At 45.2% G+C, this 23,272-nt stretch carries 18 protein-coding genes; 3 read left to right on the top strand and 15 right to left on the bottom strand.

The window, feature by feature from the left end; translation table 11 throughout:
* The 7 genes from AB4Z30_RS02645 to AB4Z30_RS02675 form a co-directional block, all read right to left on the bottom strand.
* Positions 1–1,038, bottom strand: coding sequence for a LacI family DNA-binding transcriptional regulator (locus AB4Z30_RS02645; protein WP_441923040.1), 1,038 nt, complete (start codon positions 1,036–1,038; stop codon positions 1–3).
* Positions 1,016–1,774, bottom strand: coding sequence for a glycerophosphodiester phosphodiesterase (locus AB4Z30_RS02650; protein ID WP_441923042.1), 759 nt, complete (start codon positions 1,772–1,774; stop codon positions 1,016–1,018). The genes AB4Z30_RS02645 and AB4Z30_RS02650 overlap by 23 nt, the downstream gene beginning before the upstream one ends.
* Positions 1,771–2,817 carry a CehA/McbA family metallohydrolase gene (locus tag AB4Z30_RS02655; protein WP_441923044.1) on the bottom strand — a complete coding sequence of 349 codons (1,047 nt, stop codon included), beginning with the start codon at positions 2,815–2,817 and terminating at the stop codon, positions 1,771–1,773. The genes AB4Z30_RS02650 and AB4Z30_RS02655 overlap by 4 nt, the downstream gene beginning before the upstream one ends.
* Positions 2,814–3,332 (bottom strand): hypothetical protein, encoded by a 519-nt coding sequence (locus AB4Z30_RS02660; protein ID WP_441923046.1) that lies wholly within the window; start codon positions 3,330–3,332, stop codon positions 2,814–2,816. Before AB4Z30_RS02660 ends, AB4Z30_RS02655 begins: the two co-directional genes overlap by 4 nt.
* 210 nt (positions 3,333–3,542) lie before the next feature.
* Positions 3,543–4,163 carry an NAD(P)-dependent oxidoreductase gene (locus AB4Z30_RS02665; RefSeq protein WP_441923048.1) on the bottom strand — a complete coding sequence of 207 codons (621 nt, stop codon included), beginning with the start codon at positions 4,161–4,163 and terminating at the stop codon, positions 3,543–3,545.
* A 130-nt stretch (positions 4,164–4,293) separates the two neighbouring features.
* Entirely contained in the window at positions 4,294–5,301 is a 1,008-nt protein-coding gene (locus tag AB4Z30_RS02670) for an alpha/beta fold hydrolase (protein WP_441923050.1), read from the bottom strand.
* 278 nt (positions 5,302–5,579) lie between these two features.
* A complete protein-coding gene (locus AB4Z30_RS02675) occupies positions 5,580–6,815 on the bottom strand; it encodes an RNA polymerase sigma factor (RefSeq protein WP_441923052.1) in 1,236 nt (411 codons plus the stop codon).
* Between the two features lie 323 nt (positions 6,816–7,138).
* Here AB4Z30_RS02675 and AB4Z30_RS02680 point away from each other — a divergent pair, with 323 nt between their 5' ends.
* The 3 genes from AB4Z30_RS02680 to AB4Z30_RS02690 all read left to right on the top strand — a co-directional run bounded on the left by AB4Z30_RS02680 (position 7,139) and on the right by AB4Z30_RS02690 (position 10,609).
* The gene (locus AB4Z30_RS02680) at positions 7,139–8,734 is read left to right on the top strand and encodes a hypothetical protein (protein WP_441923054.1); all 1,596 of its coding nucleotides are present in this window, start codon (positions 7,139–7,141) and stop codon (positions 8,732–8,734) included.
* Between the two features lie 78 nt (positions 8,735–8,812).
* A complete protein-coding gene (locus AB4Z30_RS02685; RefSeq protein WP_123066600.1) occupies positions 8,813–9,703 on the top strand; it encodes an ABC transporter permease in 891 nt (296 codons plus the stop codon).
* 15 nt (positions 9,704–9,718) lie between these two features.
* Entirely contained in the window at positions 9,719–10,609 is an 891-nt protein-coding gene (locus AB4Z30_RS02690; RefSeq protein WP_441923057.1) for a carbohydrate ABC transporter permease, read from the top strand.
* Between the two features lie 42 nt (positions 10,610–10,651).
* Here the strand turns inward: AB4Z30_RS02690 and AB4Z30_RS02695 are convergent, their stop codons facing one another.
* The 8 genes from AB4Z30_RS02695 to AB4Z30_RS02730 all read right to left on the bottom strand — a co-directional run bounded on the left by AB4Z30_RS02695 (position 10,652) and on the right by AB4Z30_RS02730 (position 23,061).
* Entirely contained in the window at positions 10,652–12,406 is a 1,755-nt protein-coding gene (locus AB4Z30_RS02695; protein ID WP_441923059.1) for a cache domain-containing sensor histidine kinase, read from the bottom strand.
* Positions 12,407–12,417: 11 nt separating this feature from the next.
* Entirely contained in the window at positions 12,418–14,046 is a 1,629-nt protein-coding gene (locus AB4Z30_RS02700; RefSeq protein WP_441923061.1) for a response regulator, read from the bottom strand.
* Positions 14,047–14,342: 296 nt separating this feature from the next.
* The gene (locus AB4Z30_RS02705; RefSeq protein ID WP_441923063.1) at positions 14,343–15,701 is read right to left on the bottom strand and encodes a glycoside hydrolase family 30 protein; all 1,359 of its coding nucleotides are present in this window, start codon (positions 15,699–15,701) and stop codon (positions 14,343–14,345) included.
* A gap of 14 nt (positions 15,702–15,715) precedes the next feature.
* A complete protein-coding gene (locus tag AB4Z30_RS02710) occupies positions 15,716–17,359 on the bottom strand; it encodes a sugar ABC transporter substrate-binding protein (protein WP_441923065.1) in 1,644 nt (547 codons plus the stop codon).
* Between the two features lie 51 nt (positions 17,360–17,410).
* Positions 17,411–18,298: a carbohydrate ABC transporter permease gene (locus AB4Z30_RS02715; RefSeq protein ID WP_308721788.1), complete on the bottom strand. Its 888-nt coding sequence runs from the start codon at positions 18,296–18,298 to the stop codon at positions 17,411–17,413.
* Positions 18,299–18,312: 14 nt separating this feature from the next.
* Positions 18,313–19,305, bottom strand: a complete 993-nt coding sequence (locus AB4Z30_RS02720) for an ABC transporter permease (protein WP_441923067.1) — start codon at positions 19,303–19,305, stop codon at positions 18,313–18,315.
* A 142-nt stretch (positions 19,306–19,447) separates the two neighbouring features.
* Positions 19,448–20,467 (bottom strand): LacI family DNA-binding transcriptional regulator, encoded by a 1,020-nt coding sequence (locus tag AB4Z30_RS02725; RefSeq protein ID WP_441923069.1) that lies wholly within the window; start codon positions 20,465–20,467, stop codon positions 19,448–19,450.
* A 215-nt stretch (positions 20,468–20,682) separates the two neighbouring features.
* The gene (locus AB4Z30_RS02730) at positions 20,683–23,061 is read right to left on the bottom strand and encodes a glycoside hydrolase family 95 protein (protein WP_441923071.1); all 2,379 of its coding nucleotides are present in this window, start codon (positions 23,059–23,061) and stop codon (positions 20,683–20,685) included.
* Positions 23,062–23,272: the final 211 nt, after the last annotated feature.

Here is a 23,272-nt window from a genome sequence, read left to right on the forward strand (position 1 = left end):
CTATTCCTCCTTTCTTTTCGTTGATTGACGAACCAGTACGTGGCTTTCATATTCGGTCAAACGAGGTACATTCTCTTCCCCACGAATCAGGCGATCCAGAAGGGATACGGCATCCCGTCCAATGCCTGTAGCATCCACGCTGACGGTTGTTAGTGAAGGGTGAACCATTATCGATAACTCTGTGTTATCGTAACCCATAATCGCTACATCTTCCGGGATTCGTATGCCACGATCTAATATGACCTTCATTGCTCCCAGTGCCAGCATATCGTTTGTACTGAAAAGAGCACTGTACTGTCCTTCCCGGAAGGCTTCATAGTGTGCTTCCATCAACTGGTGCCCGGATTCAAAACTCGATTCCGAAGATTGAACAATACGAACCTGTCCTTCAGATACGGATAAACCAAACCTTTGCAAACGTTGGCAAAAACCTTTCAGCCGTAACGAGTGGCTCCGATGTTCGCCTGGCCCGGCAATGATGAAGAATCGGCGGTGTCCACATGCAACCAGATGTTCTGCTGCCCGTTCACCTCCAGCCTCGTCGTTGCTAACGAGATGTACAACCTCGGGATCTTCGGTAGATCCGTTGACCATGAGATATGGAATATTGAATTTTTTCACGTAATCGATTACGTTCTTCTGTAGCCTGCTCACCAGAATAAGTCCATCCACACGTTGCTCCAGCATATAGTCGGTAGAGCGTAACGACATTTCCCGATCTGTCTTCAAAAAGATCGAGTAACCCAGCGCTTCGGCGGCCATTAGAATCTCATCAATGATTCGCCCATATAGTGTGTGGGATACAATCGGTAGCTTGTCCCGAAATACGATGACACCGATGTTATACGTGCGTTTGGAAACCATGGCTCTTGCAACCGCGCTAGGTTTGTAACGGAGCTGATCGACAGCCTGAAGTACACGCTCTCGTACATCCGGACTTGCGTACCCGTTTCCGGAGATTACACGCGATGCTGTCGATTTGGACACACCCGCCAGCTCTGCGAGTTCACGCAGACTATAATTCAGCTTTTGGTTCAATATGTTTCTCCTCCGCCCGCGTCATCTCTTCTCGCACAGCCGTCAGTTTCAACGGATTACGCGTTGTAATAGAATCGACACCCCAGCCTGCTAGCGTACGCATATCCTCTACGTCCATGACCGTCCATACATAGATATCAAGCCCGTTCGACTGAACGATATCGATTAATGGTTCTTGCACGACCTGAAAGGGCAGGTTCAGTCCAAAGCAGCCGGCATCTTTGGCCTCTTCGCACATCTGAATAATGGCATCCGCATAGTTGAGACGTTTCAGGTGTTGAAGGTTCACATTCAGCAACCGGCGAAGTTCAGGTGCATACTTGCCAGCTTTCAAAGCAATGTCGTAGGCACAACCACTTAGAAATACGTGTTCTTTCATGTTCATCTGCTCAATCAGAGCAGACACGGGCTCTAATGCACGATCCGTTTTGATATCCAGGTTCATTACTTTGCCTGCCTTGCGAATTTGCACCAGCATCTCCTGAAGGGTCGGGAATGGCGTTAGACTCATCGCATTTAACTCATTCAACGAGAGCTTTTCCAGACTGCCTGGTCTTCCATCGCCGAGTTCGATCTCATCATCATGTGCCAGTACAGGAATTCCATCCCAGGTTATCCGAATGTCATCTTCATAAATATCTATCCCAAGTGCTAAGGAGGCTTGCAGGGATTCGAACGAGTGATCCGGATACCCCATACTGCCGGTATGCGCTGTAATCAGCGGAAAGCTACTCATAACGGCTTCCCTCCTTCCTCCCAATAGATCGCGTTGGTAAACGCAATTCGTACATAGGCGCCTTGCATCGTTCCCCAGCATTCGGCTCGAATCCATCTTCGAGGTGTTACGGCATCATCGGCGGACAATGACATCTCCAACTCATGAAGAGCCTCATTGTGTAGCATGGTGACTTCTGCTTGCCCTTCCTCACCCAGATTGGAGAACAGCACTAACCTTAAAGGCTGCTCCGGCAAAGACCATTTCCCGGCACGTACAGAGAAGTCCAAAGCAATATGCATCAGCAACTGCTGTTTAGTATTTTGCGTCTCAGGAAGCGGTGCCGGAATCATAGAACCCAGTGGGTACAAGGTTTCTCCAACGCTCAGTGTCAGTGTGAGTAACGGTCCCATCGTTACAGACGCTCTTCCTTCACGCAAGGAACCTATCAAACTCTCGATTCCAATCTCCCCCTCATCCTCAATGCCAAGATATGTGACAGAGATGGGGTCATTGGTCTTATCCTGTGAATGCCAGTCTCGTCCTGATGTGGCCGCGATGCGACATCCTTCATTCAGTTTTTGTGTCCACAGATCAAAAGCTCGATGGTTATTCGTCCGAATGGAAGGAAACGTACCTGACCACACTTCGATATAATCCACACTGGACCAGTCGGTAATCTCATATTCCCAGAAGCAACCTGTACAGGCAGGACTTCCGATGCGGAATGGATGTGCGATTCCAGCAATGCCGCCGTGTTGATGAACGGAAGCTATCCCTTTTTCAATCTGTTCCCGACTCACATCACGCCAATCTGCAAATTCATGAAGTCCAATGGTCACCATATGACCGTAGAAGGTTGTCCATTCCATACCGGGGATGATGTATAACTCATATTTTTGCTCTATCTCACCTTTGCCGATCAGACCAGACATCGTGTTATGGTCGGTCAAAGCGATTGCATCGAACCCGAGATCAACAGCACCTTTAACGAGTTCCTCCAAGGTTTGACTGCCGTCACTATGCAACGTATGAGTATGCAGTTCACAAGCAAGCCATCTCATAGGTTATCCTCCTCAGATGTCCAGATTTGCATCTGGTACGTGCACGTTTCTGTGACAATGCAATGCACGCTCAACATGATCGTCCAGGTTCCAGCGGGCAGTTCACCCGGCATCAGTCCGGGGGAAGCATCCATTTTACTTATGTAAAGTTCCTGGATAGGATCGTGGCGATGACATGCTCCTCTATATCGATTGGTATCATCCAGCGAGAGTGTAATCAGGTTTTTTAACGGAAGATGATGAGTTGCATTGGCAATGGCGTATTCCCGGTGTTCGGGTAAAATGTACAGATCGTAACTTTTCTTAAGCAACTCTAAGGATTTATCCTGATCCTCGAGGGTTTTGGGTCCATATTGTAAACGCATGTGGAGCTTCGCACATCCGGCTTCAACGATAAATGGCATGCATATATGTGTCTTTGAGTCATGGGGAGTGAGGCTTCCTTGCAGATCCAGCACCTTCATTAGAATCACACCGCCCTTCAGCGTGTTATAAAAAATGAAATGATTGTTCAAGTGTGGGACCGTTCCCACATCCAATACTTATGTTAAGGTGAAACCATCAGCCCTGTTTCAGGCACATGTTAATATTCTGTAAAGCACAAAAAGACCTATCTTCTATTAAAAGAAGTCAGGCCTTTTTCGTGTCAATCTCCCTCAATTGTTTTCGCATTGGCAGAGAAGATTTCTGTATTTTTCCAAATAATCATTTGTTTTCATAAGGGTTCAGTAACATATCCCTACGCGTGCATTTATAAACTGGCGGTCGCCAAGTTGACGATAGGTGAACTCAGCGGTATCGCCAACGGTAGTTTCTGTGCCGCCCTCGGGTAAAACGTCACGCTCTATCCGGTAGTTGCCTCGGACCTCTCCATCGGGCAAATACGTAGGGCATACAATCGTCCACTCCAGGGTGGAGCCTTTAAGCAGTGTGTACACTTGTTCATGTTCCTCAGCGGCCCTAGTTGACTTACGTCTGGATTCATTCGACTGATATCGAAGTTTCTCTGGCTCGGTTCTGCTTTGAAGAATACCGGCTGTTCCTACAGTAATGATTCGCGTTATACCCTCGTGAAGCATGGTATTGATGAGTAACGGCATGCTTTTGGACAGTGTGGTTGTTCCATCCGTGTTCAACGCGCTGATTACCCCATCAACGCCTTGCATGGCATGGAGAAGATCCTTAGGTTCCAGCACGTTACCTTCGATAATGGTCAAGCGATCGTGTTGCGTGTCTATTTTATCTGGAGTGCGAACCAAAGCCGTTACTTGGTGACCGTCCTGAAGCGCATATTTAACGATATGGCTTCCGACACGTCCAGTAGCTCCGAGCACTAAAATATGCATATTGTATGTAACCTCCTGATTTTATTTGAGTGTTCATTGTGGGTTATACCGGCATGTTACCCGTAAAACAATAGAATAACAAAAAAAGCGTTATACGGGTACTTTAAGTACGCCGCATAACGCGGTTGCTTCAATGTGTAGTGATCTTTTCGCCGAACTCTTTGATCTTCTCGGCAATCTCCTTGGGATGGGAGCGATACAAGTAATGTCCCGCTTCCAGTAAAACCATTTCTCCCTGTTCAATGTTCGCTATCTGTTTCTCATGTTCTGTAACCCATTCTTTCACGACAGGGTGATTTTTCTGTACAAAGAAAAGAACCGGCAAATCCGAAGGCCATGTAAGCTGTTTCGCCTCCTGGAAGTTGGAATACATGCTTACGGCCTCGTTTAATTGGGTGTTATTATACATATTTTTTCGTATTAAAATGTTCAATTGCTCTCTGGTATCGTCGTCATAAGAAAGTCCTTCATACGGGTCATCACTCAGCTTCAACTGCACACGGGCAAAACCAAGGTTACGGAACCATTTAATTGGTTCGATGTCGGATGCTTCAACCTTTTGCTCACTAAGAGAGGGAACACTGTGATCTAGTCCAATGAATGCTTCTACCTCATTCTCGTATCGGTTCACATATTCCAGACTGTAGAGACCTGAGATGGAATGCGCCATCAGCGTATAACGTTTGATACCTAAACTTTGCAAGGCACTATGGATCTCATAAGTGATATTAGCCAAACTACGTTCCTTGTCAGTAGGATCGCTTAATCCGTAACCAAAAGGTTCAACAACTACGACCTTATAATGAGGACTGAGTTCGGAGATAAGTGGCTTAAAATCAAGTGCAGGCGAAGCTGTTCCGAACCCAGGTAAAATGACTATCGTTTCTTTCCCTTCACCCTGCATGAAGACATTCATTCGTTTTCCGTCGACAGATACCTGTTGCCCGTAGTGCTCCATTCGCTTTTGTTCAGAATGACTGCTGACTTGGTTCACCGTGAACACGGTCGCGATGAAAAGCAGGATGACGATAAGTATAGAGACTATGACTTTTAGCAAAAGTTTAAGCACTCGCTTGACTTTGGAATCCTGGCTTGCTTTTGTTTTTTTTGAATCTGAATGACTTGGTTGAATCAACACTTTCAGCTCCTTTATGTCATGTTTCCTTCTGGGGTGGGTCTTGTTTTACTGCAAATCAAGTGTACTTAACTTCGATGTCCCTGGAATGAATGCAATATGAACGGAACATGAACGAACACTATAAACCTTACTTCAAACCTTCTTCAATTTTCCTTCTACCTTATTTTAAATGTAAAAAAACACCTCCAGTCATGATATTCCTTAACGTAAAGGACTACCTGTTGCTGAAGGTGTGCGGTCTTATAATCGTTAAACTGTCGTTCGTCTCAYGTGAGTTTTTAAAATAATTTCTCCAGATAGTTAACCAGTTTCTGACGAAATTCAGTTTCCGAGCAACCCAAAATCCCTTTAAAATTCTGCGGCTCACGGATCAATTGATTCAAAGCCTCTATACCGTACTTCTCTAGGACAAACTCGACAAATAGATACGAGAATTGGAATCCTTTCTTGGTTTCAAAATCCCATGTATCATCGTCTAATTGAGCAAAAGTGGGAATCGAATTCCTGCGAATGGCCTCTTTCGTCGAATTTTCAAGAAAATCGGTCGTCATCAGTTTGGCTTCGTATCCGCCGATTCCTTGTCTAATCCATTTGGGGGCCTGCGGATTAATCTCCTCAATCAGCCACATCGAGAACAAGTGAATCGTACCTTTAATAATAGACTCGTAGGTATGATCGGGTCCGGGATTAAGTGGTGATACGATCTTAAGAATATTTCCTTCATACGTACCCGTGAACCAGTTAGGCGCATCCTCTTCCCCCACAGCCCGATGAAACGTTGGCAGATCTGGATACATTTCAATGATGACTTTACGTTTGGGCTGGTAATTGTATTTGGTCGCAAGTCGTTCGACATTTCCGCTTAGCTCCGTGAAGAGATCGTGATTTGCTTTTTTCAGACGGTTATCCGAATGTTCCGAACTTCCTTTGTTTTCTATAGAAATCAATTGTTCAATCGACATGATGGCCATGTTCCCCCATTCTTTTAATTCATGCTTCAGCTTTCCAAGAGCGCGGTATAACCGGTTCTTCACTGCGCTCTCACGCATGCCAACCATACTCGCAATCTCGGGTAGCGTACAATCTGCGAAAAAACGTAACGCAATAATCTCCTGATTTTTCTCATCCAGCGTCTGTAGTGCCGCTCCAATGTCAATTCGAAAGTCAACATACTTTGTAAATTCAAGAGTGATGGATTGGGATTCTAATTGTGTAAAATCAAGCGGTGTTTCCTTCTGACGTGACAATCTGCGATATTCATTTTTTAACGTATTCTGGGCAATCTTGAAAATCCATGTGAACATATGCGCGTTCCCTCTAAAACGATGCATGTTCTCCGATGCTTTCATAAATACCTGTTGGGTAAGGTCGTCTGCAACCGCGGCATTTAATTTCAGCAAAAAGTAACTACGGATGCGGTCACGATATAATCCATAGATGTGTTCAAATCGGGTATTGTTGTTCTGTTCATCCGGATAAACAGGTGTGAATTCTGTGTCATGAGCTCCTGACATGGTGCGAACCTCCTCTTGATTTACAATGAATTAGACACCGCAGCACAACGAATAGCCACAACTAAGTTGAAAAAATATGTATACTTCCGATAATCCTCACGATCTTCTTTTGGTTCGTGCAGGTCAAAAAAGTGCAACACAGTTCAAATAAGTGCAAGATCCATACACACTTTCCATTCCAATCGCCCTCACTATCTTCCTCTAAAGTAAAAAATCGTACAGATTCTGGTCAATAACGTTTATATCCTCTCTTCTTATTCTCCATTACAATATCTTCAAGTACAACATTCCTAAATATGACTTGAACTTGAGGGGGAACGTGAATGAACCAGAAGATGAAGCTTCTAATCATGTCAGTGAGTATGTCTGCTCTGCTGATCACAGCTTGTAGTGACACGGGAAAAGGTAAAACACAGACCGACGCGGACGATGATGGCACAGGTGCAGTCACCATTCATACGGTCACATCGGAGTACAGTTCAGCGAAATATCCAAAGGGCGATGATATCACCAATAATGTCTGGACTCGTCGGTATAAAGAGAAGTTAAACATTAACGTCAAGACGGACTGGGTTAGTGATGAATATGAAACAAAACTCAATCTCGCGATTTCTTCCAATGAATTACCTGACGTTTTCCGGGTGAACCCTTCTCAGCTGCGCCAGTTGGTTGAAGCCGATATGGTCATGGATTTGACAGAAGCCTTTGAACAGCATGCCTCGGAACGTCTAAAAGGTTATATGAAAGCGGATGCAGACAGCTACGAATCAGGCAAAAAAGACGGTAAGCTCTACGGTATACCGCAGATGCACTGGGGGTTAATTGAACAGCCCGACTTTATCTGGATCCGGAACGACTGGAAAGAAGAACTTAAACTGCAAGATCCGAAATCCGTTGAAGATATCAAAAACATGGCACTCAAATTTATGGAAAAACACGGCGGATACGGCATCGCTGTGGATCAATCCTTGGACTACCTCAACCTGCTAGCTATTGCTTGGGACGCACATCCCGACATGTGGATTGAAGATAATTCGGGAAAACTTACCTATGGCTCCATTCAACCCGAGATGAAAAACGCGCTTGCCGCATGGGCGGAATGGTATAAATTAGGCATTATTGATCCCGAATTCGCGATTAAAGACTTCAACGCGATGAATGCCGACATCGTTGCCGGTAAAGTAGGCATTCAGCCTTACTATCAGTGGTGGGGGTATAATCCGGGCGTAGATACGATTGCCAATCTGGGCAAAGATGCGATTTTTTATCCATATCTCATTCCAACCGTGGACGGTAAGGAAGCAAAACAGTCCATCTTTTTTGCCAACAACAATTACATTGTTATGAAAAAGGATGCCGCCAATCCGCAAGCAGTGATCGAAATCTTGAATGATTATGCCTACATCGTAGATGAAGGTAATGGCAAGGAAAAACCGGAGACACTGTCTGCCTTGCTCGACAATGATATTGCCCACGTTGTTGGTGCGTTCCGTGTACTTAATCCGAATTCGGACTACGAACAGTTTGAGGCTGTGTCCAAAGCTCTTGAAACGAAGGATACAAGTGGACTAACGACTTCAGGAATGTGGCAGAAATACAACAATAGCGTGGAGTTCATCAAAAATGCCACACCGGGAGCAACTGGAGATTATTTGCAGCAGGGAGCTCCGAAAAATGCCTATGGTTTGGCCAAAAAAGTGCTCGATAGCAACAACTATATCAAAACCGCGCTATGGGGTGTTACGCCCGAAGCTCTCTCCAGTTACGGTACAACGCTGGATGACATTCTGACCGAAGGATTTACGAAAATCATTATGGGCAGTGAAAGCATCGATTATTTTGACGTGGTCGTACAGAACTGGCGAGCAGCTGGCGGAGACAATGCGATTGAAGCAGTCAACGAAGCCTACGGGAAATAAAGCATTTTCGGTGTGAAGCTGGAGGGGGTTGAGCCCATTCTCATCCCCTCTTTTTGATAATTGAACGGAGGAAAAACCATGCTGAAAAAATGGAAGCAGCAAAGTCCTTACCACCTCATGTTGATCCCCAGCGTTGTGCTGGTATTTATTTTTAGCTACATCCCGTTCTATGGACTAATTATTGCGTTTCAAAAATATAACCCCGGTCTCGGCTTTAATTCACCGTGGGTCGGATGGGACAATTTCACGCATGTATTTAATCAGCCTAACTTCGTGAGAACGATCTGGAACACCCTCTACATGTCCATATTCAAAATGATTGGCGGCATTGTCGTGCCGGTTGTTTTCGCACTGCTACTGAACGAAGTCCTGCACAACGGGATCAAACGCACGTTCCAGACCCTGGTATATATACCGAATTTCTTGTCATGGGTCATTATGGCTGGGATTATGCTGGATATTCTTAGTGCGGATGGCATCGTGAATACGTTTCTGAGTTTGTTCGGCGTCAAACCGATCTCTTTTCTCGGCACCCCTTCAATCTTCCCATGGACGATGATCGTGAGTGACATATGGAAGGGCTTCGGCTTTGGAACAGTCGTTTATCTGGCGGCTTTAACCAGCATTGATCCCGGACTGTATGAAGCCGCAGTGATCGATGGAGCGAAGCGTTGGAAACAAACGCTTTATATCACCCTACCGCTATTGATGCCAACGATTGTTTTGATGTCTGTGCTTTCCCTTGGCAATGTGCTGAATGCCGGATTCGACCAGATTTACAATCTCTACTCTCCTGTCGTTTATCAGACTGGTGATATCATCGATACCTATGTCTACCGTCTGGGGATACAGCAGGCCCAATATTCGATTGCAACCGCCGTTGGATTATTCAAATCCGTGATCTCCTGCATTCTAGTAGCTGTCTCTTACATTCTAGCTTACCGCGTGGCGGGTTACCGTATCTTCTAAGGAGGGCATATTCGCATGATCTATGATAAAAGTATAAGCAGACGTGTCTTTCTTATTATAAATTACACCATCCTGCTGACCATCTCGCTACTCTGTGTGCTACCATTTGTGAATTTGCTCGCTGTGTCCTTCAGCAGCAGTTCGGCGGTATCGGCTGGTAGTGTTACCTTCTGGCCTGTCGAGTTCACAACCAAAGCGTATGAGTTTGCTCTTTCTGGTGGCGCGTTCTATTCCTCTCTGTGGGTTGCCATTCAGCGAACGTTTCTAGGTACACTTGTGAATCTGGTGTTAATTGTGCTCACAGCCTACCCTCTATCCAAAACCAAACAGAAAGTGATGGGGCGCAACGTTTATATGGGATTTTTTATCGTTACGATGCTGTTTAGCGGCGGTTTGATCCCGACCTATCTCGTTGTAGTGAAAATGGGACTGATTGATTCCATCTGGTCTCTGATTCTACCAGGAGCGCTCCCCGTGTTCAGCATGATTATTCTGATGAACTTTATTCGTGGACTTCCTGAAGAGATCGAAGAATCGGCCATCATTGACGGCGCAGGCCCTCTGCAGGTGTTGATCCGCATCATGTTGCCACTTCTCAAACCTGCGCTCGCGACGGTTGGTTTGTTCAGTATTGTGGGTCACTGGAACTCCTGGTTTGACGGCATTATCTATATGAACAATCCTGCCAACTATCCGTTACAGAGCTATTTGCAGACGCTGCTTCAAAGCTTTGAGCAGATGATGCTAAAATCCGGATCGGATTACACCCAGCTCTTATCCATGATGAATGCCAGAACAGGGCGTGCAGCGCAGATGTTCCTCGGTGCGATACCGATTCTGCTGATCTACCCGTTCTTGCAGAAGTATTTTACTAAAGGACTGGTACTCGGCAGTGTTAAAGGCTAAAGTGACATGAGGAGGCTTCTCATGAGGCTGTTTAACACACATTCACTTGTTCTCTGGTAAACAGGGTATCGCTGGAAGCAGAATTGCAAACGTTGTTCCTTTGCCGACCTCGCTTTTCACCTGTATCCCATACGGCTCGCCAAAGTGAAGTTGAATACGCCGTTGTACATTATAGAGGCCTATCCCCCGGCCTCCATTTCCTGTTTCATGCTTTTCCTCCATCAAGCTTCTTACCATACTCTGATCCATTCCGGTCCCATTATCACAAACTTCAATGCAGATATTTTCCTCCTGAGGCCCGATTCGAATCGTGATCACCCCATCCTCTTCAATCTCGGCCAGACCGTGAAAGAAGGCGTTCTCGACGATGGGTTGCAGGATCATTTTAGGCATTGCATAATGTAGCAGATTCTCATCTATCTCATATTTCATCTGAATACTGCCGTAATATCGGACATTTTGGATGGTCACGTAATGTGCAATGTGATTTAATTCTTCACGAACCATGACGAGACTTCCATCAGACTTGGTGGCATATCGGAGCATAGAGATCAGCGCATCGGTCATATCTACAATTTTGTCGGCCTGTTGCATGGAAGCGATCCATTTTACTGAACCTAAAGTATTATACAGAAAGTGTGGGTTAATCTGATCATGCAAGGCCCGCATCTCGGCGGCGGCCTTCTCGATCTCTTCCTGTTGCATGCGTTCTACCATTCGTTTTAATTCATGGGACATTCGGTTGAATCGGGTGGATAAATGACCAATTTCATCACGGGAGCGGATATCCTGCACCTGCTCAAACTGCCCCTTTTCGACAAGACGTATATTGTTTAACAGCTTTTTGATGGGACGTGTAATGACGTGGGACAGGAAAATGGAGATCACCGCAGCGAAAAGTGACATGACGATCGCTAGCGTTACGAGGTTTTTACCCAGTATTCTACCATCGGCGGTCAGCTCTTCCAGCGGCATATAAACATAGGTAGTCCATTTCTGCTGACTAAGCGGACTCTTTACCACGACATTGGTTGCCTCGGATGGACGAACGTTATCCCGAAACAAGGTGCCGATTAACTGGTCGTTGACGTTATATACAATCTTTTCGTCTTCGTCAATGATCATGAATCTGGATCGAAGTCCTTCCTGCAAGTTGCGATTGACGATTTCGATAAATTTAATATCGATGCTAACGACCATCACGCCCAGTAATTTGCCGTTTGTTACATCATGAATTTTTCGTGCGTGGGACACGGCCAGTACTTTATTTTCGAGTTGCTTGTCAACCCGGGTTGTTAACGTGATCGTACGCTCGTCCTCATGCATAAACTTCTTGAACCACAGCTCATTTCTCACATTGAAGGCCTTGTCAATCGGTTGATGTGGACTTACAAACAGGTCTTGCCCCCCGTTCATATTGTAGAGATAAATGGAAAATACACGATCCTTCATCATGATGTAATTCATTAATATGTTATATGCCGCGATTTCGGTTTCTTCATTACTTACACGCAGAAAATCCTGGATCGGAAAACTGCCTTCATGGGTAGCAGATAAGCTGTCACTGAGTCCGTTGCTGGCGAGCAGGGTGATCTTTTCGATTTCTTTCAAAAACTCGTCGATGCGAATGTTCGTCTGTTTGGTCAAATCACTGAGTAGTGTATTGTAATTCTGTGATAATAACCGCTCGGAAGAATAGTACGAATTAATGGTCATCACGAACACAGGAAAAATAATGACGATCATGCAGATCACCATAATCTTGTATTTAATCTGAAAAGGCCGCTTATATTTCATCCATCACACCTCTATTTCCGAATGGCATGCACATGCTGCTGTTCCCGATATTCCTCTGGCGTAAGCCCTGTGTTCTTTTTGAAAATCTTACTGAAATACGTGTAGTTGTGATACCCGACTTTATCGGCAATCTCATATATTTTCAGTTCTTTGCTGAGCAGATAAGCCTTCGCATGATCAATCCGAACCCGGGTCAGATACGAGATGAAATTTTCCTGCTTTTCCTGCTTGAACAAACGACTTAAATAGGACGGATTCACGTTGATCTGACTGGCTACACTTTGCAGTGAAAGATCCTCTGCATAATAACTGTTGATGATGTCTATAGCGAGGTCTGTGTATTTGAGTTCGTGTGTGACCTGGGAGCTGGCGCTAAATGTCGTCGTGATATAAGTCAGCACATTCTGATGGATATCCTCCCAATGCTCCCCGTTCAGGACAATCTCATAGGGGGATTTGTCAGTTACTGAGAGCTTGCTGCGTGATGTGCTGTTCAGCAAATGGGCGTGCATCGTTTCGAGCAGCGTAATGTACTGTTTGCGGATACTGTTCTCGTCCGCCCTTACGGTCTTCAGGCGAATGTAGATTTCTTCAAGAAATTGTCGGACTTTCTCCTTGTTTTTGCTCATACAAATTTTCATGAAATGTTGTTCTTGCTGAGGAATCAGCAGATGTTCAACGTCTTCCCTGCCCGGGGATTTACGTACCTCCTCAACATACAGGATCTGGCTTTCACCAGTAAAAAAACGTTCTTTAAGCGCAAATTCTGCCTCCTGACAAGCCTTCCGCAACGACACAAAACCGAAACAAATCGAAGATACTCCTGCCGTAAGTGAAAGATTCATAAAATCCTTAAGAGAAGTGAGCACTTTACGAATAAGCTTGTTCAGGTCAGCATATGCATCCTGGTCAGATCGTACGTTAACCACTACCCAGTATTCAGACGAGCTTTCCACAAAAATCTCCTTTGCCCACCGGGATGGAATGACCTCTTCCATAATGTTGAGTATCGAGAAGCGGAGCAACTTTTCCCCTTTTTCAATATACTTGCATTTGACCTTCTCATAATGATTAACGATGAATTTGATGACGACCAGCTGGTCTGACTGGATACGAAAATGGAGTTCTTCTGCTTTGGTAAGCAATTCATTTCCATGGGTGAATCCGCTTACAATATCTTCGAAAAAACTATCCTTCAAATAACGAATACTCTTGGAATAATTGGAGGATACATAGGGGAAGGTGTTTAATTGATGCTGTTCACTTTGCAACTTCTCTCGTATATTCTTCAAAAGCTGGATGAGCGACTGCTCATTAACTTCGCTTTTAATCAAGTAATCGGTGGCACCAAACTTTAAAGCATTTTTCACATAATCTAATTCATCAAAATTGCTCAGAATGACGAATTTACTGCTTTTTAACGAGGGGGATAGCTGCTTAATTAACGCTAATCCATCCATTACGGGCATTCTGATGTCTGTAATGATCAAGTCTGGCATCTTTTCTAGTGCAAGCTCCAATGCTTCTTTTCCATTACTGGCCTCAGCCGTCACACAGAAGCCATAATCTTCCCAATTCAGCATGGAACGGATGCCAACCCGCATGAGCAGTTCATCCTCAACAATCATCAGTTTATACATGGAAGTCCTCCAAAGTTGATTATTTATACACGATCTACCCCTAAAGATTAGAGGCAGGTGTATTCTATCTTGTACTTTATTCGGACTGTATGCATGAAATCCCCTTAAAAGGTTAGAAAATGATCAAAAACAATCAAAATAAACTTCAAATTAGATAACAGATAAAAGACCGCCAAAGTTGGCGGTCTGCATGGTACGCATTATTGCTCTCTAGGAATGTCGAGATCACATGAATACATGCTGAGGAAGGTGTTTGCATTTCTACAACCATTAGGTCATAGCCGAGCTTCTGCCCTTTAATCGTTCGATATTAATATGGATATAGCACATTTGGATTCCATGTATACAACAAGGCTCTCTTGAACTTGCATTTCAATCTTAACCTGTTTACCTTCTTCCTCATCGTTAAACAGTACTAATGCCGTGCTTCCGTCCATGTTGCGAAAAGCTACTGTGCATATAGAAGCGTCGCTGGACACCGATTGGATTTGAACCGCTTTAGGTCGGATCAAAGCACTGAAATGAGCTAGCGCGTAATAATCCAGCGTGTAGACAAGCTCTCCCGTCTGCTGGTTAATCTGCACAATTCCACGGCACGTGCTCTGCCCAAAACCCGGCACCGTAGGGCCATTATGTTCATCCAGTGCCATATTCCATAAAACGAGTGACTTACTATAGTTTCGCAGTATCTGAATGCCTGTTCGAATCACATTGGAGAATGCTTGTTCAAACGGTGGAATCCATTCCCCTCCGGAACCTTCGGTGAAATGCACTTCTTTTCCCGCAAGAGCTTCGTATACTTTGGTTTGGGCTGAAGCATCTCCCCCGTACCAATGCCATGCCACTCCATCCACGGCTTCTCCCGCTTGTTCCAGAACAGTCAACGGATAATCCGGACGATCCCAGTTATGGTCATAACAGAGGATTTTGGTGTCAAGGTTGTTGCGTACAAACGCTGGCTTGAGATGATTGACAATAAAATCTGCTTGCGCCTCAGCAGGCATCAGCATACCCGGATAATGTCCAGGCTCATATAAAGCCTCATTCTGCGGGGTGATTGCATAGATTGGCAGACCATGAGCTGCATATGACTGAATATATTTTACAAAATACTCGGCATATGCCGAATACCACTCAAGCTTCAACTGGCCAGTGATCATGGAACCACTTGTTTTCATCCAGCCGGGCGCGCTCCACGGCGAAGCAAACAGTTTCAACTCGGAGTTCAGTGCAAGCGCCTGCTGCGTTAACGGAATGATATCCGCTTCATCATGTGCAATGCTAAATCCGGTTAATTCCGGGTCTGTATGTTGGTCAGGCAGATCGTTATAGCTGTATACCGTGCGGGCATAATCCGAAGCACCCATCGGGTTGCGGATCACCGACAAGCCGATTCCTTCTGTTGGATCAAAGAGGCGCGTCATCACTTCCGTCCGCTGTTCCTCTGTTATCTTTTGATTCATCAGATATGCCGCAGCGTCCGTAAACGACGCTCCAAACCCATCCATCTCCTGGTACGTTTGACGCTCATCCAGTTGTACGGTTACGGCCGACGAATCAGCGTTCATAGACTTGATCGGATTGTATTCCTCGGGGCTAACGAGACGAAACAGATCACTTTCCCCCGTTGTTTTGAATATTTTAAATGTTGTCATCGGAAGCCTCCTCATTATTGCATGCCTAATTTCTCTTTATTCTGCTTCATCTTCTCGCTACGGATCTTCACAATGTCAGCCCAGCGGTTTTCTTCCAGGAAAGATTGATATGCCGCGAGAGCATTATCAAACGAGGCATCATCCTTTGAACGCAACATGCTTACCAGTGTTGAGTTCCATTTGGTGTTAATGGCGGACAAAGCGCGAGCTTCCGGTGTTCCCAGGTTTGGATTAATATTTTCCAGAATAAAATGAGGTGTCAGCTTGCCTTTGCCCCACGCTTGCATTTGTTTAATGGCCTCGGGAAAGGCATCGGCACTCAGCGCCTTATGACGGTCATGACCGAAGAACATAAATTCACCCAGGCGATAATCCTTCTTGAATTGATCCGCATTATGCAATTGCATGTCTTTCACTGCCGGAAGTAATTCAACTGTACCGTCAGCTTTTTTCTTAAACGTCTCTCCTTCAACGCCATAGTTCATCAGGATCTGACCTTCTTCACTCAGCAAATAGGTGAAAATCTGCATCGCTTTGGCCGGGTCTTTGGCATCCTTGGAAATGAAATTAATCATCCAACCTGTAATACCGGATTGATTCAGTGTCGGTGCGTTGCCCTTGGTACTTTGAGGCCCATCAATAGCAATGTACTCTTTGCCTTCGTTATCACTCATATAAATCTGAAGATTTCCACCTTGCTGAGGTGTACCGTCGAGCAGCATCGCCGCATATTTACCGGATTTCACTTTTTCTTCAAAGGCTGTACCGTCATCCGCAAAACTGTCATCACTAATATTGCCGTCTCTGTACACGGCATTTAATGCTTTCAGCCAAGTCAGATAATCTTCATCCAGATTGCGGTCATAGAACTCTCCGTTTGCCGTCTCCAGGGGTACGCCGATAAAATCCTGTAACGCATCGCCAAGTGAACCGGTACCTCCGCCGATGGCGTTAAAGCCAAACGGAATGAGCGATGGGAACTTTTCTTTGATCTGTTTCATCACACTCTGGAATTGCTCCGGCGTTCCCATGACTGGACTGCCTAATGCTTCATATACATCCTTGCGGATGATAAATGCAGTCTTTGCTGGAATGTTACCGCTATCATAATCCGCTTGTGTGTTGGAATAATTCGGATAACCGTAGGTMTTGCCATCCGCTTGCTGGAACCACTTCATCGTGTCCGCAGCCGCGACCTTGTTGAAATACGGATCATATTTCTCGGCCAAATCATTAAGAGGTATGGCCCAGGTCGATGCTTTGCTCACGACTTGCGAATTGGAATCAAACACCGTCAGCAGGTCAGGCATATCTCCGCCAGCAAAAAAGGTGTTTAATTTGGTATCATCGCCTGTAATAAATTTGATGTTAATGTTCAAGTCTTCCTTAATCTTTTTGGTGACGATATCTTTACCAAAATCGGTATTCCACCAGTCTGCATTGACGTACCAGGTCAGATCAGTCACTTCTTCTTTTTTATCGAGCTGCCATGCTGGTTTCTCCGGATCAACCGTATAACGATTCTCAATGGATACCCAGTTTGCTTCACTCGATCCATCGGAACCTCCGCTGCATCCCGTAACCATTAACACTGCTGTCAGTAATGCTGCACAACCTTTAACTCCTCTTTTGCCCAGAACCCGGTGAATATTAAACATGTGTTTTCCCCCTCGTAGTCGAATATAAATCGTTGATGTGAATCTATCGTTTTATTCCTTAACAGCTCCAAGCATCATGCCTGAGATGAAATATCGTTGCAACAAAGGATAGATCAGCACAATTGGCAACGTGGTAATGACGATGGTGGCAAGTTGCACTCCTTTGGTTGTTGTTTCGATCACGACAGACCCGCCAACGTTCTGCATGGACTGTGTCTGGGATTGCACAATAATTTCATATAACATCATCTGTAACGGGTACAGTGATTGGTCTGTGATATACAGTTTGGTCGTCATAAAGTCGTTCCACTGGCCTACCCCATTAAATAAAGCGATGGTTGCCATTGCCGGCATGGATAGCGGAATAAAGATTTTGAGGAAGATATGCCAGTCTCCAGCCCCATCCATCTTGGCGGACTCTTCCAGTGAATCCGGTACATTACGGAAGAAATTCATCAGGATGACTACATCGAAGAAACTGAATAATGCCGGAATAATATACACCCAGAAGCTGTTCAGGAGACCTAGTGCCTTGATGAGCAAAAAGGTTGGAATCATGCCGCCGGAGAAAAACATTGTAATTACACCCATGGCTACATACAATTTACGTCCTCTTAGGTATTTCTTACTCAGCCCGTATCCGACCATGGCACAAAAGAATACATGTGTCACGACACCGATCATGGTTTTGGACACAGAGATGAAGAATGCCTGCCAGATGTTTGAATCATTAAACACCGCTCGGTAGTTTTCCAGCGAGAACTCGGGTGACCAGAAGATGAATCCTCCTTCCGCGAGTGCTTTGCCTGAACTAAAGGACGAGATGATGACATTCCAGAGCGGAACGATAATGACGATGGTACAGATCATTAAAAAAATGATATTGAGCGTATCAAAAATCCGGCTGTCCAGATCTTCTTTTGCCGCTTTTCCATTCATGAGGGAACCTCCTTCTACAGCACAGACTGGTTGTTATTAAGCTTGCTTGTAATTTTGTTTGCAGTGACGAGAAGTATTACAGAAATGATGGAAACACCCAAACCTACTGCGGTAGCATACGAGAAGTCACCTTGCGACATCCCCATGCGATAGACATAGGAATTAATGACTTCGGCCTTTTCGCGGTTCTGTGAGTTCATGAGCACCAGCGTTTGATCTAGATTCGAACCGAGTAGTCCGCTGACCGTCAGGATCAGATTCAGACTGATAATGGATTTCATGTTAGGCAAGGTGATATTCCATATCTGACGCATCCGGCTGGCTCCATCAATTTTGGCGGCCTCGTAATACGTGGGATCGATCTTGGACATGATGGCGAGATACAGAATGGTTCCCCAACCAGCTTCCTTCCAGATATCCGATAACGTGGCGATCCACCAGTACTTGCCAGCATCCAGCAATATGTTTTGCGGCTGTGATATGATGCCAAGACCAAGCAATAGTTCATTGAACAAGCCGGTTGTGGAGAACCAGGTGATGAGCATACCACCCAGCACGATCCATGAGAGAAAGTGAGGCAGATATGAAACCGTTTGCACGAACTTCTTGAATCGTCCGCTGTTCAGCTCGTAAATCATAATGGCCAGAATAATCGGAATGACAAACCCAATCCCTAGCTTCAAAAAGCTGATGCCCAGCGTATTCACAACGGCATCCCAGAAGTATTTGTCTGACATGATGATTCTGAAGTTATCCAGCCCCACCCATGGAGCACTGGACAGTGTGTCAATGACGGTGTAATTTTTGAACGCAATCGTTAATCCGTAGATCGGTATGTAACAGAAGACAATCATGAACAGGATGCCGGGCAGAACCATGGATTGGATCTCCCATTGTCTGGCAAAATCAATCCAAAACGCTTTGAATCGTTGTTTCAACGGCAATTTGCCGCCAGGTTTTAGAGGTTGCTGTTGCCTGCTTACTGTAGTGGTCGTCAGATGACTCATCTTTCGTTGCTCCCCTCTGTATGTTTCATGTAATACATTTCATTTGTTCCATCTTCATAAAAACGTTTTTATTTTCACTCCGGAAGCTCCCTCCCCTGTAATATTAAATAAAAGAAGTAACCGAGGAGTGCTTCAACCTTTGTTAGCGTGCATCTCTCCGGTTTATTCTTACATGACTTGAACCTCGTACCACAAGTTCCCCTGCAAGCTTTTGCGCTGTCCCTTGTTCCTGTTCTTTAATCATATTGACCAATTGGGTGATAGCCAGAATCCCCTGTCTTGCAATCTGATTCCGAACCGTTGTTAGCGGTGGAGAATAATACGGAGCGATATCGATGTCATCAAATCCGACCACGCTGATGTCACTCGGAACTTCATAACCATGGGATTTCAACGCTTGAATGCATCCGATTGCACTCAAGTCATTACCTGCCAGAAATGCATCTGGTAACTTGCCCGGGTGCTTATGAATGAAGGACTTGATAGCACTGTAAGTGGCCTCTTCTTCAAAATACCCTTGAATAATGTAATCCTCATCGACCGGAAGTTCGTACTCTCGAAGGGCTGCCAGATACCCCTCCCGACGCTGTACACTGTCAAACATCTCATCTACACCAGAGATATAGGCAATTTTTTTATGACCCAGCCCAATCAAATATTTGGTGGCTTCGTAGCTTGCCTCGTAGGAATCAAAAATAACACTTCCCATTCGCTCGCTTTGATACACACGATCCAGGAAAACGGCTTTAATCTTGTCTTTTTCCATCGACAGAATATCCTGTTCATCAATCCGAAGCTCTTCGTAGATGATTACGCCATCCACCCGCCTGCCCAGAATATTGCTCATAATAACATGTTTATCTCTTGTCACAAACACATTGAGACCATAACCAAGACGGTCACACTCACGCGACATGGCTTCGACTAACTTGTAAAAATACGGTCCCGACACACTTGTCGTGAAGAAACCAAGCATTTTTGTCTGACCTGACTTCAACAGTTTCCCATTCAGATTGGGAATGTAGTTTAAACGTTCCGCCACTTTGAGCACATGGGACTTCGTTTCCGGATTCAGTACATCCACACCATTTAAGGCATTCGAAACCGTAGAGATCGAGACACCGGCTTCCCGTGCAACATCTTTAATTGTGATTTTTCCCATAAATTCAGGTTCCTTTGCTATTAAAACGTTTTTATACATTCAAAATAGCATAAAACCGTTTTCATTACAACAGTTAACTTTTCAATTTTGTTTAAAAGTAAACCGCTGATCTTCATTGATCAGCGGTTTCATCTCTTGAATTATACTGCTCCGAAGGCGAATAAGTTTATGAATATGAGTAATTCACACGAACGACATTAGAATTCAAGTTCATTCTATTCAAATGAAATGGTATAAGTGTGCCCTTTTTGCGTTGGCAGGCTAACTTGATCGTCTTTTTCAGAGGTCGTTTGTACAACACGATCTCCTTGATATACTTTCAAGCCAGGCTCAGCCTGCAAATAACATGTGTTGCCCGTATGCGAGAGGACTTCTGCTTCGATCAGCTTGCCATTCTCCCAGCGAAGGCTAACTTCAAATCCGCCTCTTGCTCTTAACCCCTTAACCGAACCTGTTGACCAGCGTTCAGGCAAAGCTGGCAGGAAATCGAGATATCCCTGGTGCGATTGCAGCAGCATCTCGGCAATACCTGCGGTTGCCGCAAAGTTTCCATCAATCTGGAATGGTGGATGAGCATCAAACAAGTTTGCGTACACTCCGCCCTGCTCATGTTTGCTTGGCTCATAAGCTTTAACGAGTGTTAGCAAATTGGAGATGAGCTGTTCAGCACGGTTCCCCTCTCCAAAGCGAGCCCATAAACCGATTTTCCAGCCAAGACTCCAGCCTGTACCACCGTCCCCCCGAATTTCCAGTGAAGTGCGGGCAGCTTTCATCAAGTCAGGTGATTTTTTCTGTGTAATCAGTCGTCCCGGGAATACACCAACCAAGTGGGATACGTGGCGGTGCTGCGGATCTTCTTCCGTGAAATCCTCGCTCCATTCCTGAAGGCGACCTTGAGCATCAATCTGCAAAGGCAGGAGCTGTTCTTTCTTCGCTCGTAGGATTTCCACGAATTCCGCATCTGTTTGCAGCACTTCTGCTGCTTGAATGCAGTTATCAAACAGCTCGGCAATGAGTGAAATGTCCATTGTGGTTGCTTCACTAACAGCAGCATGCTCTCCGTTAACTACAAATTTCATCTCTGGCGACGTTGATGGTGATGTGATCAGATGTCCTTCTTTATTCTCAATGAGCCAGTCCAGACAGAACAAAGCGGCATCCTTCATCAACGGGTAACCTGTTTCCTGCAAAAACTCTTTATCTTCTGAGAAGGCATAATGCTCCCACAGATGCTGTGTCAGCCATACGCCGCCCATCATCCACAGCGCCCAGACCGGATCTCCGACGCCATAATCGCCAACAGGAGCTGTTTGTCCCCAGATGTCCGCATTGTGATGAGCTACCCAGCCTCGAGCGCCATAGTTTACTTCAGCCGTTTTCCGTCCGTTCTCCGCAAGTTTTCCAATATAATCAAGCAACGGCTCATGCAGTTCAGCCATGTTACACGTTTCCGCAGGCCAGTAGTTCATTTCCGCATTAATATTCAACGTATAATTACTACTCCAAGGTGCGCGTGTTTCCTGGTTCCAGATGCCCTGCAAGTTGGCCGGCATTGTGCCTGGTCTGGAGCTGGCGATCATCAAATAGCGGCCATAATTGAACAACAACTCGACTAACCCTGGATCACTGCTTCCGTATTTCTCGATGCGCTCATCTGTAGGCATGTCCTGTGGAGCAACACTTTCACCCAAGTGCAATTGCACACGATTAAACAGCGCTTGATGATCCTGTACATGACGTTGAAGTAGATCATTGTAAGTACGTGTCGTAATCTCCCCAATGACGTCCGCCGTTTTAACATCCGGAGCAGTCACAGTACCCTTGGTTTGACCTGTAGGAACATAACTCGTAGCCCCGGAAAAATAAATCACAGCTTCTGTTGCACCGGTGATCTGCAGTCCACTATTGCTTGAATGAAGTGAACCTCCGGTATGAGATACAGCGAGTCTTCCATGGAAAGACATTGCTCGTGTTGCTTCCGTATCTCCGTAACGGACAGGTACTTCAACATCATGATAGTTAGGTGATACATACTCAGGAGCCGTTCCGGACAGTTCAAATTGAGCATTCGCAGCAGAAGTTTCGTGTCGCAGTGGGCTGCTCAGACGAGTACGGAAGTTTAATGCGCCCTCTTTGCTAGAGGTTAAACGAATGACGATACCCTGATCGGGATGGGAAGCAAACACCTCTCGGTCATAACGCACACCTCCTATTTCATAGGAAACGCTTACAATACCTGTAGATAAATCAAGCTTACGTTGATAGGTTCTCCGTTCACACAGTTGCCCGTGCTCCATTACAAGCTCCAGGTCACCAAATGGCAGGTACGATTGTGTAAAAGGCCCCATCATTTTTTTGCTAAGTTGATCTGCTTCTACATACTGTTTACGGGCGATTAAATCCCTGATCTGAGGCAATACTTCGCGTGCCTCCGGGTTATTCCAATCCTGTGCGTAGCCTGACCATAACGTGTCTTCATTCAATGCAATGCGTTCTTTTTCGATACCGCCAAAGACCATTCCGCCCAACTTACCGTTACCGATAGGTAGTGCTTCAACCCAATAAGTGGCTGGAGTGCCAAACTGAATATTCATGCTGATCGTTACCTCCGAATACACTTGATTTTGGACAAACTCTAATTTTACTTGCTCAGGAATTATTATATCTTTCAATGCGAAGGGAAGATATATATTTAATAAAAATGATATTGAAAAGCTTAAACCAATGACAAATAACCCTTAATATCCCATTTGAGCTAGAAGATTTTCCGTGACGTCTCAACTTATTCCCTCAAGATCAATTGAA

It is taken from the genome of Paenibacillus sp. 2TAF8 (genome assembly GCF_052114825.1).
Classification (GTDB): Bacteria; Bacillota; Bacilli; order Paenibacillales; family Paenibacillaceae; genus Paenibacillus.

Coding starts and splice junctions, on each gene's coding strand:
- AB4Z30_RS02650 (WP_441923042.1), bottom strand. CDS start 1,774: ATGAGTAGCTTTCCGCTGATTACAGCGCATACCGGCAGTATGGGGTAT.
- AB4Z30_RS02655 (WP_441923044.1), bottom strand. CDS start 2,817: ATGAGATGGCTTGCTTGTGAACTGCATACTCATACGTTGCATAGTGAC.
- AB4Z30_RS02665 (WP_441923048.1), bottom strand. CDS start 4,163: ATGCATATTTTAGTGCTCGGAGCTACTGGACGTGTCGGAAGCCATATC.
- AB4Z30_RS02675 (WP_441923052.1), bottom strand. CDS start 6,815: ATGTCAGGAGCTCATGACACAGAATTCACACCTGTTTATCCGGATGAA.
- AB4Z30_RS02680 (WP_441923054.1), top strand. CDS start 7,139: ATGAACCAGAAGATGAAGCTTCTAATCATGTCAGTGAGTATGTCTGCT.
- AB4Z30_RS02685 (WP_123066600.1), top strand. CDS start 8,813: ATGCTGAAAAAATGGAAGCAGCAAAGTCCTTACCACCTCATGTTGATC.
- AB4Z30_RS02690 (WP_441923057.1), top strand. CDS start 9,719: ATGATCTATGATAAAAGTATAAGCAGACGTGTCTTTCTTATTATAAAT.
- AB4Z30_RS02695 (WP_441923059.1), bottom strand. CDS start 12,406: ATGAAATATAAGCGGCCTTTTCAGATTAAATACAAGATTATGGTGATC.
- AB4Z30_RS02700 (WP_441923061.1), bottom strand. CDS start 14,046: ATGTATAAACTGATGATTGTTGAGGATGAACTGCTCATGCGGGTTGGC.
- AB4Z30_RS02705 (WP_441923063.1), bottom strand. CDS start 15,701: ATGACAACATTTAAAATATTCAAAACAACGGGGGAAAGTGATCTGTTT.
- AB4Z30_RS02715 (WP_308721788.1), bottom strand. CDS start 18,298: ATGAATGGAAAAGCGGCAAAAGAAGATCTGGACAGCCGGATTTTTGAT.
- AB4Z30_RS02720 (WP_441923067.1), bottom strand. CDS start 19,305: ATGAGTCATCTGACGACCACTACAGTAAGCAGGCAACAGCAACCTCTA.
- AB4Z30_RS02725 (WP_441923069.1), bottom strand. CDS start 20,467: ATGGGAAAAATCACAATTAAAGATGTTGCACGGGAAGCCGGTGTCTCG.
- AB4Z30_RS02730 (WP_441923071.1), bottom strand. CDS start 23,061: ATGAATATTCAGTTTGGCACTCCAGCCACTTATTGGGTTGAAGCACTA.